The sequence below is a fragment of the Streptomyces sp. NPDC058741 genome (assembly GCF_042746715.1).
In the GTDB taxonomy this organism is placed as follows: domain Bacteria; phylum Actinomycetota; class Actinomycetes; order Streptomycetales; family Streptomycetaceae; genus Streptomyces.
On record NZ_JBHYQH010000075.1, the window covers coordinates 6547 to 16654 of the forward strand.

The window sequence follows — 10108 nt, forward strand, 5'->3', positions numbered from 1 at the left end:
CAGCCCCTTGCCCCACCCCGACCTCGGTCCGCCCGGTTCCAGCGGAGGACCGCCCGGGCACCGCACCGGGGTCGGCCGCCCCCGGCAGCCGGTAGCCCGCCGGGCGCCCGGGACCGCACCCGTCCCCGTCACGCCGTGCCTCCGCCGACGCCTGGCCTGCTGGTCCCGGCCCGGGTTTCTCCCCTCCCGCACCTCGCTGCGGAGACCGGGGGGTTTTGCGGAACCTTTGCCTGGGGGCCGGGCGTTGGAAGGGGTGAACGCGCGGAGCGGGTGCGCGAGGTGATGCCGACGAATTCCGAGGTGACGGCGATGGCAGTGTGGGACCGGCTCAAGGACCAGGCCAGGGCGATGCAGCAGGGCCAGGCGGGACGCGGCGCGACCGGTGCGCACAGCGGCGGGTCGAGGTCCGGCGGCGGAAGCAAGGCCCAGCTGGTCGGGCTGCTGAAGACGCAGCTCGGGTCGCTCAAGAGCGAGTTGAAGAGCGGTGCCTACCGGGACGCGAGCATGGCGGTGTGCGCCCTGGTCGCGGCGGCCGACGGGCATGTGGATCCGGCCGAGCGGCAGCACGTCGAGTCGATGATCCTCGGCAACGACGTCCTGCAGAACTTCCCGCCGGAGCAGCTGCGCCAGCGTTTCAACAAGCACGTGGACCAGCTGATGGCCAACGCCCAGCTCGGCCGGGCCGAGGCGCTGCAGGAGATTGCCAAGGCCGCCAAGAAGCCCACCGAGGCCAGGGCCGTCATCCAGACCGGCATCGTCATCGCCGGTGCGGACGGCGACTTCTCGCAGGCCGAGCAGATGGTGCTGCGCGAGGCGTGCGCGGCGCTGGGGGTGTCGCCCGCCGAGTTCCAGCTCTGAGCCCGGGCGTGCGCTAGGGGGCGCGCAGGGCGTCGACCGCCAGGCGGGCCGTCGTACCGATGACGGCGTCGGCGGCGGGCAGCAGCGCGGAGGTGCGGGCCGTGCGGGTGAAGACGGCGACGGCGTAGCGTCCCCCGTCGGGGTACTCGACGACGCCGACCTCGTTGCGCACGGTCGGCAGGCTGCCCGTCTTCCCCGCGACGTGCACGTCGTCGAAGGGGAAGCCGGAGGCCAGCCGGTGCGGCCACACCTGCAGGCCGAGGAGGCGCCGGATGGCCGCGCCGTGCTCCGGTGTGCACGCCTCGTCGCGCCAGACGGCGGCGAGCAGGCGCGTCATGTCGCGTGGGGTGCTGCGGTTGGTGCGGGCCGGGTCGAGCGCGCGGAGCCGGGCGACGATGTGCGGGTCGGCCAGCGCCCCGGCGCCGCCCGGCCCGGCGTCCTCCTTGATGGTGGCGAGGAGGTCGCCGAAGGAGTGCAGCGCGTGGGTGCGGGTGAGCCCGAGGCGGGCGGTGGTGCGGTTGACGGCGTCGAGACCGACCCGCGCCAGCAGCAGGTCGGCGGCGGCGTTGTCGCTGACGGACATCATGAGATAGGCGAGGTCCCGCAGGGACAGCCGGACCCCGTCGAGCATCGCGGCGAGCCCCGTCGGTCCGGCGGTGCGGCCCCGCGGCGGGCACTCGACCTGCTCGGTGAGGTCCAGCTCCCCCCGCGCCGCCTGCTCGTGGAGGCTGACGAGCACACACAGCTTGTGGACGCTGGCGGTGCACACCGGCTGGTCCGCACCGGCGTCGAGCTGCGCCCCGGAGTCGATGTCGACGGCGTGCAGCCGGCCGGTGACCCCGGCGTCGGCGAAGGCCGCGTGGATGCGGGCGAGGGTGTCGGTCACAGCCAGTACTCCGAGGCCGGGCGCAGATGGAGCGGTCGGGAGGGCAGGTCGGGCATGGCCCCGGCGGTGCGCAGGGCGTGCGTGGCGGCCTCGGCGAACGCGGCGACGGCGGCGTCCCCCCGCCCGTCGGGCCAGGCGACGGAGTGCCGCAGGGCGAGCGGAGCACCGGAGAGGGGACGCCACACGACGTCACCGCCGGGACCCGGCCCGGGAGCCGGCTCCGGAGGGCCGGGCGGGTGCGCGTCCCGCGGCCCGAACGCCACCGCCTCCGCCGACAGCACCAGCCCCCGGACGAAGCTCGCCCCCTGGGCGTGGCGGACCGCGGGCGGGGTGTAGCCGTTGCGGGCGCAGGTCGTCAGCAGGTCGTCGTAGACCGCGGGGGCGGCCGAGCGGGGGAAGAGGATCAGGTCGTAGCCGGTCAGGGAGGCGAGCGGCACCTCGTCGAGTCCGGCCGCCGCCGCGTCACCCGGCAGCAGCACGCCCAGCTCGCGCCGGAGCACCGGGCCGAGCTCCAGCCCCGACACGTCACAGGGGTGGTGGATGAGCCCGACGTCCAGCTCGTGCGCGGCGAACCGCTCCAGTTGCTGCGCGGTGGACAGCTCGTGCAGGTCCAGGTCCACGCCGGCGGGGCCCGTGCCGGAGAAGCCCGCGAGGAGCGCGGCGACCGTCTCGCCGGAGACGTCCGGGGGCAGGGCGGCCCGCAGCCGTCCGGTCCCGCCGTCCCGGACGCGGCGCGCGGTGGCCATCAGCGCCTCGGAGCGGGCGAGCACCTCCCGCGCCTCGGTCAGCAGCAGCGCACCCGCCTCCGTGATGGCCACCTGCCGGCTGGTGCGTGCGAAGAGCCGGACACCGAGATGTCTCTCCAGGCGCTGGATGCGCTGCGAGAGCGGGGGCTGGGCCATGCCCAACCGCTCCGCGGCACGGCCGAAGTGTGACTCTTCTGCAACAGCCACGAAGCACTCCAAGTGCCGCAACAGGTCCACGAGCAGCAACCATATCGGGAATTGATCAATACGAGATCAATGAAGAAATTGGACAGAACGCCGGTGGCGCTGCTGTTCTCGGAGCATGGACAACCTCGCCGACTCCTCGGGCGCCGCGTACTCCGGCGCCTCCACCGGCGGCCGCGGGCCGCGCCGCAGGGCCCTGCGGGCCGTCGTCGCGGGGGCGGTCGTGCTGACCGTCGTCGCGGGCGGGGCGTACGCGGCCGGTCTCGGTCCCTTCGCGGGCGGCACCGGGCCCGACCCCGCCGCCGCGCGACAGGCCCGCGCGTTCCTCGCCGACTGGGAGGCCGGCAGCATGCCCGGCGCGGCGGACCGTACGACCAGTCCCGCCGCGGCCCAGCAGGTCCTGCGGAGCTTCACCGCCGGACTCGACATCGGCAAGCCGGAACTGACGGCCGAGACCGCGGCCGAGGGCGAGGACGGCTCGGTCACCGTCCCCTTCACCGCCCGGATGCCCGTGACAGGTCTGGGTACCTGGACCTATGAGTCGAAGCTGCCGCTGCGCGAACAGGACGACGGCTCCTGGAAGGTGGAGTGGACGCTGTCCCTCGTCCACCCCCGGCTGAGCGACACGGAGAAGTTCCGTCTCGAACGGGAGGAGACCGAACCGCCCGAGGTCACCGATCGCGACGGCGAGAAGATGACCGGCACGCGGTTCCCCTCCCTGGCCCCCCTGATGACCCGCCTCGCCGGGGACGACGGCGGCAGCGCGTCCGGCGCCCGGGGCGCGATCCACCTGGTCGACCGGGCCACCGGCGAAGTGCAGCGCACGGAGGCCCGGTTCGGCGCGAAGACGGTCCGGGCGGACGACGGCCCGGTCCGCACCAGCCTCGACGCCGACTGGCAGTCGGCCGCCGAGAAGGCCCTCGCCACCCACGCCGACGGCAAGAACGCCGCGCTGGTCGCGCTGCGCATCGACGACGGCGAGGTCCTGGCCGTGGCGAACTCCCCGTCCTCCGGCTTCAACCGCGCACTGTCCGGCACCTACGCGCCGGGCTCCACCTGGAAGATCGTCACCAGCAGCGCGCTGCTGCTCAAGGGTGCCGTCGCGCCGGACGACGTGGTGGACTGCCCCCGGTACCTGACGGTGGGGAAGCGGTTCCAGAACGTGGAGCTGTCGGAGCACCCGGGCGCGACCTTCCGCAAGGACTTCACCGAGTCGTGCAACACGGCGTTCATCAGCCTGCGCGACCGGCTCGACGACGGGGAGCTGGGCGCCGTCGCCCGCGATTACTTCGGCGTCGGCCAGGAGTGGCACGTGGGGGCGCCCACGTACGACGGCTCGGTGCCGGTGCCCGGGGACGAGACGGAGAAGGCCGCGTCGATGATCGGGCAGGGCCGCGTGCAGGCCAACCCGCTGATCATGGCGTCGGTCACCGCGACGGCCGTGTCGGGCACCTTCCACCAGCCCTCGCTGATCGCCGGCACCGAGGACACGACCGACACGACCCCGCTGCCGCGCGGCGTGGTCACGCAGTTGCGCGAGATGCTGCGTGCCACCGTGACGGACGGCACCGCGAAGATCCTCTCCGGGCTGCCCGGCGAGATCGGCGCGAAGACCGGCACCGCCGAGGTGTCCGAGGACCAGGACAACAACGGCTGGCTCGTCGCCCACCGCGGCAACGTCGCCATCGCCTGTGTCGTCGAGGAGGGGGTGACGGGCGGCGGTTCGGCCGGGCCGGTCGTCCGCGAACTGCTGGCCGCCGTGCCGGGCGACTCCGGCTGAGCCCCGGCCGGCCCGGCAGCACCCAGCCAAACCGACCACCGCCGACTCCAACCGAGCCCCGACCAGACCCACGACACCCCACTGAGCCGACCACCGCCGACTCCAACCGAGCCCCGACCAGACCCACGACACCCCGCTGAGCCGACCACCGCCGACTCCAACCGAGCCCCGACCAGACCCACGACACCCCACCAAACCGACCACCGCCGACTCCAACCGAGCCCCGACCAGACCCACGACACCCCACCAAACCGACCACCGCCGACTCCAACCGAGCCCCGGCCGGACCCCACGACACCCCGCTGAGCCGACCGTCGCGGAAGCAGACCCCGTGAACCGAGAAGAGCCGGTGGTGAGAGGAGCACTCCGCGTGCCCACCGAACGTCCCGCCCCACCCCGCCGCGCCGTCCTGGCCACCGCGGCCCTGGCCCCCCTGGCCCCGCTGGCCGGCTGCGGCACGGACGACCGTCCCGCCGGCCGGGCGGCCCGGTCCCCTTCGGCGGACCGCCAAACCCCGCCGCCGGGCAGCCGCCCCCCGGTCCACCGCCCCCGGCTGGCGGACCTGGAGCGCGAGTACGGCGCCCGCGTCGGTGTCTACGCCCTCGCGACCGGCACCGGCGCCACGGTGCTCCACCGCGCCGACGAACGGTTCGCGTTCTGCTCGGTCTTCAAGGCCCTGGCCGCGGCGGCGGTCCTGCACCGCGTCTCCCCCGACGGTCTGGAGCGCCGCGTCACCTACACCCGGGCCGATCTGAAGGCCACGGCTCCCGTCACCGGCAAGCACGTCGGCACCGGCATGACCCTCCGCCAACTCTGCGACGCCGCGGTCCGGTTCAGCGACGGCACCGCCGGCAACCTCCTGGTGCGCGACCTCGGCGGCCCCGCCGCGCTCACCGCCTTCCTGCGCGAACTGGGCGACCGGGTCAGCCGCTTGGACCACTACGAGCCCGAACTGCACGACGTGCCGCCGGGCGACCCCGCGGACACCACCACGCCCCGGGCGGTCGCCACCGACTTCCGAGCGCTGCTCCTCGGCACCGCCCTGCCCGCCCGCGCACGGGCCCTGCTCATGGACTGGCTCTCACGCAACGCCACCGAGGTCGGCGCCCGCCGCATCCGGGCCGGGCTGCCCGACGGGTGGCGGGTGGCCGACAAGACCGGCACGGGCGACTACGGCCGCGCCAACGACATCGCCGTCCTCCATCCGCCCGGCGGCGAACCGCTCGTCCTGGCGGTCATGACCGACCGCCGGGGCCGCGACGCCGAGCCCTCCGACGCCCTGATCGCCGAGGCGGCCAGGCGGACCGTCGCCGCCCTCGGGCTCTGACGGGCCCGGAGGTCTATAAACGAGGCCATGATCTATCACGTCGTGCCGCTCACCGTCTGGAACACCGGTGCCGGACAGCCGTACGCCCCCGCCTCCCTCGCCGAGGAGGGGTTCGTGCACTGCTCCCCGGACGAGGTGACCACGCTGGCCGTGGTCGACGCCTTCTACCGGGACGCGCCCAGGCCGCTGCTGGTGCTCGCGCTCGACGAGTCGCGTCTGACGGCGCGGGTGGAGTGGGAGGCGGCGGCCCCCGCCCCGCCGCCCGGGGTCGCCGGGGACACCCTGTTCCCGCACGTCTTCGGCCCCCTCGACCGGGACGCCGTCGACCACGTCCTGGAGGTGCGGTGGGACGAGGCGGGCCGGGCCTCGCACTTGAGTGCGACAGGATGACTGCCCGCCCCGTACCTGACCGTGCGCTCCGGCAGCTGACCGTGCGCCGTCCGGGCGCGGGGCGGTGGCGGCGGTGGCACCACGCCCCGGCGGGCGGGAAGGCCGGGGCGGGCTCCCGAGCGGCACACGCGGGGACGCGACGGCCCGTCCCGGCCTCCCTCTGGCCGCAATCTTCCACCCGGCACCCCCCGCCGCCTCCCGGGAGGGCCCGATCGAGGGGAGGCGTCGGGGGTCCTGTGATGATGAGGGCATGTCGATCCTCGCCACTGTCGCGGTGCTCGCCCTCGCCGCGCTCCACGCCTACATCCTGGTGCTGGAGATGTTCCTGTGGACCACGCCCCGGGCCCGCTCCGCCTTCGGCACCACCCCAGAGTTCGCCGAGAGCACCAGGGCCCTGGCCGCGAACCAGGGCCTCTACAACGGCTTCCTCGCCGCCGGACTGGTCTGGGGCGCGGTGGCGGCCGAGCCGGTCGGCTTCCAGGTCTCGGTGTTCTTCCTGGTGTGTGTGGCGGTGGCGGGCCTGTACGGCGCCGCCACCGCGAACCGGAGGATCCTCTTCGTGCAGACCGTCCCGGCTGTGGCCGCCCTGGCGCTGGTGCTCGCCGCGCACTACGGGTAGGCGCGGCGGGCCCCCGGGGCCCTCAGCGGTTGACCAGGTCCCGGGTCACCTCGCACAGCACCGGACATTCCGGGCGCTTCATCTCATTGCGTCGGCGATAATCGGAGCATGAAGACGGCAACGTACGTAGTGCTGGCGGCCTCGCCCGACCACGTGGTCGCCGTGGTCATCGCCTTCGTCAGCGGGCTCGTCGTGGCGTGCGCGCTGATCTGGGCCGTGCGTGTCGGGATGCGGGTGATGGACAAGGACATCCACCACCCCGGTCCCGAGGAGCAGCCCCATGTCCCGGAGGGCGGGCCGGTCCGCGAGACCCGGGAGATGCGCGAGCCCGACGACGTGCCGGTCGTGCCCCGCGGCGGGCGCCGGCTGCTGCCCTACGAGCTCCACCACGCGAGCACCAGGACCGGCAAGGAACAGCAGCCGCGCCGCTGGTCGCCCGGGTCCAGCGGATCCTTCGGCGGCGGCGGCCTCGGACGCACCTGACACCGCGGGAGGCGACATGGCTGCCCGTCACCGAACGCGCCGGGCGGCGGCAGGGGCGGCCCTGGCGCTGTCCCTGCCGGGTGTGCTCGCGGGCTGCGGCGGAAGCGACAGCCCCGAGGAGACGGCCCGCAAGGCGGAGTCGGCGGTCGGGTCGATCGCCTCACGGGCCACCGAGGCGGTGGAGTCCGCCGCGGCGGAGGCGCAGAGGCGGCTCGACGACATCCAGAACGGCGTCGACGTCAAGGACGACGTCAGGACGAGCGCGCCCGTCACCGGCGCCGACGGCCGGGTACGGACCGAGGTCAGCGTCCGCAACACCGACGACTCGGCCCGTTCCTTCGCGGTCCAGGTGGACTTCAAGGACGCGGGGAACCAACTGGTCGACACGGTGATCGTCACCGTGGACCACGTCCAGCCCGGCCAGTCCGCCACGGCCACCGCCCGCAGCACCCACGACCTGTCCGGCGGCATCCGTACCGAGGTGGCCCGAGCAATCCGCTACTGACCGAACTGCCGCCCCGAAAAGGGCGCGGGGAACGGCGCGACCAGCCACCACCAGCCCGCGCCCGGCCGACAAGCCGAACACCCCGCACCCGCCCCCACGGGGCGCGGAACGGCGCGACCAGCGACCAGCACCCCGCACCCGGCCGACAGCCGAAGGCCCCCCGGGCCGGCCCCACGCCCCAACCCCCCGGCGGAGCCGTCAGCGTGCGAGCCACACCGTAGTGTCCGGCCCCACCCGCCCGTCCTCCAACGGCGCACTGCTCAACAGCACCTCACCCGCCGGCAGCGGCACCACCGCACCGGACAGGTTCGCAACACACCGCCACCCCTCGCAGCGGTCGAACTGCAGCACCCCCTCGGGCACATCCCCCGCCCAGACCAGTTCCTCCCCCTCGATCAGCTTCCGGCGCAACCGCAGGGCCGTGCGGTACAGCTCCAGGGTCGAGCCCTCCACCCCGTCCTGCGCCTCGACGGCGTACTCGGCGAAGCCCGCCGGCTGCGGCAGCCACGCGCCGCCGGGCCCGAAGCCGTACGACGGCCCGGTCGTGGTCCACGGCAACGGCACCCGGCAGCCGTCCCGGCCCTTGCGGACCCGCCCGGTCTGCTCCCAGACGGGGTCCTGGAGCACCTCCGTGGGCAGGTCGGCGACCTCCGGCAGGCCGAGCTCCTCCCCCTGGTAGACGTACGCCGAGCCGGGCAGCGCCAGCATCAGCAGCGTCGCGGCCCGGGCCCGCCGCCGCCCGGCCGCCTCGTCGACCGCGGGGGCGTGGCCGCCGGAGAGCAGCCAGGCGTTGAGGTCGGTGTCCGGCGGGAGCATCAGGCGGGAGGCGTGGCGGACGACGTCGTGGTTGGAGAGCACCCAGGTGGCCGACGCCCCGGCGGCCCGGGCGGTGGCGAGCGACTCGGTGATGACCTGCCGGAGCTCGTCGGCGTCCCAGCCGGCCTGCAGATACTCGAAGTTGAACGCCTGGCCCAGTTCGTCGGGGCGGGCGTACAGCGCGCGCCGGGCGCCGGGCACCCACGCCTCGGCGACGGCCATGCGGGGCGGACGGTAGGAGTCGAGGATCTTGCGCCAGTCGCGGTAGACCTCGTGCACCTCGTCGCGGTCGTAGAAGGGGTGCGTGCCGGGCGGGAGCGCGGTGAGCGCCTCCTCGCGGCTCAGCTCGGGCCGGCCGAGGTCGCGCAGCGGCTCGCCCAGGTCCTTGACGAGGGCGTGGGCGACGTCGACGCGGAAACCGTCGACGCCGCGGTCGGACCAGAAGCGCAGGGTGGTGCGGTGGTCGGCGCGGACCTCCTGGTTCTCCCAGTTGAAGTCGGGCTGCTCGGGTGCGAACAGGTGCAGGTACCACTGCCCGTCGGGCACCCGCTTCCAGGCGCTGCCGCCGAAGACGGACTGCCAGTCGGTGGGCGGCCGTTCGCCGTGCTCGCCGCGCCCGTCGCGGAAGACGTACCGGTCGCGGGCGGGTGAGCCCGGGCCGGAGCGCAGGGCCTCCTGGAACCACACGTGCCGGTGCGAGGAGTGGTTGGGCACGATGTCGACGATGACCTTGAGACCGAGCCGGTGGGCCTCGGCGACCAGGGTGTCGAAGTCCTCCAGGGTGCCCAGGCGCGGGTCGACGTCCCGGGGGTCGGTGACGTCGTAGCCGCCGTCGGCGAGCTCGGAGGGGTAGAAGGGGCTCAGCCACAGGGCGTCCACGCCCAGGGCGGCGAGGTGCGTGAGGCGGCGGGTGATGCCGCGCAGGTCGCCGAGTCCGTCACCGTCGGCGTCGGCGAAGCTGCGGGGGTAGACCTGGTAGACGACGGCCTGCCGCCACCAGTCGGGGTTGTGGGACGACAGGTCGAGCGTGGAGCGTTCGGTCACGCGGTCTCCTTCGCGAGGCATATGGACGACTGCAGGAAACCTGTCCAGAATGCCGGAAAATGGAACCATCCCCGCAGGAGTGATGCGTTCGGGGGGAACACCACCGGCGCCCGGTGGCGCCGGCGCTCAGGCGCCGCCCGCGCCCAGGTGCGGCCTGCTCCCGGGTGCGGCCGGCGCCCAGGTGCGGCCGGCGCCCAGGGGGTGCGGCGTGCTCCCGGGTGCGGCCGACGGCCGCTCCCACAGGTCCGCCCCGCGGGCGGCCACCCGGTCCCCGATACGGCGCAGCAGTTCACCGGCGGGCAGGGCGCCGGGCCGCTGCCCGTCCCGCAGACGCGCGGCGACGACCCCGGCGGCGGCCTCCCGCGCACCGACCACGGGCTGGTGGGGGACCAGCCGGGCCGCGCGGACGCGCGCGGCGGGGCCTGCGCGCCGGGGCCCGCGGGCCCCGGC

Annotated in this window: 10 protein-coding genes and 1 pseudogene; 7 read left to right on the forward strand and 4 right to left on the reverse strand. The window is 74.7% G+C overall.

The genetic code is table 11. The features are described from left to right. Positions 1–309 precede the first annotated feature (309 nt). Positions 310–858 (forward strand): tellurite resistance TerB family protein, encoded by a 549-nt coding sequence (locus ACFW6P_RS31305; protein WP_386356926.1) that lies wholly within the window; start codon positions 310–312, stop codon positions 856–858. Positions 859–871: 13 nt separating this feature from the next. On the opposite strand, the gene ACFW6P_RS31310 is transcribed toward ACFW6P_RS31305, so the two are convergent. Next, positions 872–1744, reverse strand: a complete 873-nt coding sequence (locus ACFW6P_RS31310; RefSeq protein ID WP_386356929.1) for a serine hydrolase — start codon at positions 1742–1744, stop codon at positions 872–874. Continuing rightward, the gene (locus ACFW6P_RS31315) at positions 1741–2727 is read right to left on the reverse strand and encodes a LysR substrate-binding domain-containing protein (RefSeq protein WP_386356932.1); all 987 of its coding nucleotides are present in this window, start codon (positions 2725–2727) and stop codon (positions 1741–1743) included. Before ACFW6P_RS31315 ends, ACFW6P_RS31310 begins: the two co-directional genes overlap by 4 nt. Before the next feature lie 85 nt (positions 2728–2812). On the opposite strand from ACFW6P_RS31315, the gene ACFW6P_RS31320 reads away from it, so the two are divergent. The 6 genes from ACFW6P_RS31320 (at position 2813) to ACFW6P_RS31345 (ending at position 7798) form a co-directional block, all read left to right on the forward strand. Then, positions 2813–4474, forward strand: a complete 1662-nt coding sequence (locus ACFW6P_RS31320) for a penicillin-binding transpeptidase domain-containing protein (protein ID WP_386425650.1) — start codon at positions 2813–2815, stop codon at positions 4472–4474. A gap of 370 nt (positions 4475–4844) precedes the next feature. Further along, entirely contained in the window at positions 4845–5801 is a 957-nt protein-coding gene (gene bla / locus ACFW6P_RS31325; RefSeq protein WP_386356938.1) for a class A beta-lactamase, read from the forward strand. A 27-nt stretch (positions 5802–5828) separates the two neighbouring features. Then, a complete protein-coding gene (locus tag ACFW6P_RS31330) occupies positions 5829–6191 on the forward strand; it encodes a DUF952 domain-containing protein (protein WP_386425653.1) in 363 nt (120 codons plus the stop codon). Between the two features lie 250 nt (positions 6192–6441). Further along, entirely contained in the window at positions 6442–6810 is a 369-nt protein-coding gene (locus ACFW6P_RS31335) for a DUF1304 domain-containing protein (RefSeq protein WP_386356944.1), read from the forward strand. Positions 6811–6918: 108 nt separating this feature from the next. Next, on the forward strand, positions 6919–7293 hold the full coding sequence (locus tag ACFW6P_RS31340) for a DUF6479 family protein (RefSeq protein ID WP_386356946.1): 375 nt from the start codon (positions 6919–6921) through the stop codon (positions 7291–7293). A 16-nt stretch (positions 7294–7309) separates the two neighbouring features. Further along, positions 7310–7798: a hypothetical protein gene (locus ACFW6P_RS31345; protein WP_386356949.1), complete on the forward strand. Its 489-nt coding sequence runs from the start codon at positions 7310–7312 to the stop codon at positions 7796–7798. A gap of 198 nt (positions 7799–7996) precedes the next feature. On the opposite strand, the gene ACFW6P_RS31350 is transcribed toward ACFW6P_RS31345, so the two are convergent. Then, a complete protein-coding gene (locus tag ACFW6P_RS31350) occupies positions 7997–9658 on the reverse strand; it encodes a glycoside hydrolase family 13 protein (RefSeq protein ID WP_386356951.1) in 1662 nt (553 codons plus the stop codon). Between the two features lie 126 nt (positions 9659–9784). Further along, positions 9785–10108 (reverse strand): annotated as a pseudogene (locus ACFW6P_RS31355) (hypothetical protein); the annotation flags it as partial.

Coding starts and splice junctions, on each gene's coding strand:
- ACFW6P_RS31305 (WP_386356926.1), top strand. CDS start 310: ATGGCAGTGTGGGACCGGCTCAAGGACCAGGCCAGGGCGATGCAGCAG.
- ACFW6P_RS31320 (WP_386425650.1), top strand. CDS start 2,813: ATGGACAACCTCGCCGACTCCTCGGGCGCCGCGTACTCCGGCGCCTCC.
- ACFW6P_RS31330 (WP_386425653.1), top strand. CDS start 5,829: ATGATCTATCACGTCGTGCCGCTCACCGTCTGGAACACCGGTGCCGGA.
- ACFW6P_RS31335 (WP_386356944.1), top strand. CDS start 6,442: ATGTCGATCCTCGCCACTGTCGCGGTGCTCGCCCTCGCCGCGCTCCAC.
- ACFW6P_RS31340 (WP_386356946.1), top strand. CDS start 6,919: ATGAAGACGGCAACGTACGTAGTGCTGGCGGCCTCGCCCGACCACGTG.
- ACFW6P_RS31345 (WP_386356949.1), top strand. CDS start 7,310: ATGGCTGCCCGTCACCGAACGCGCCGGGCGGCGGCAGGGGCGGCCCTG.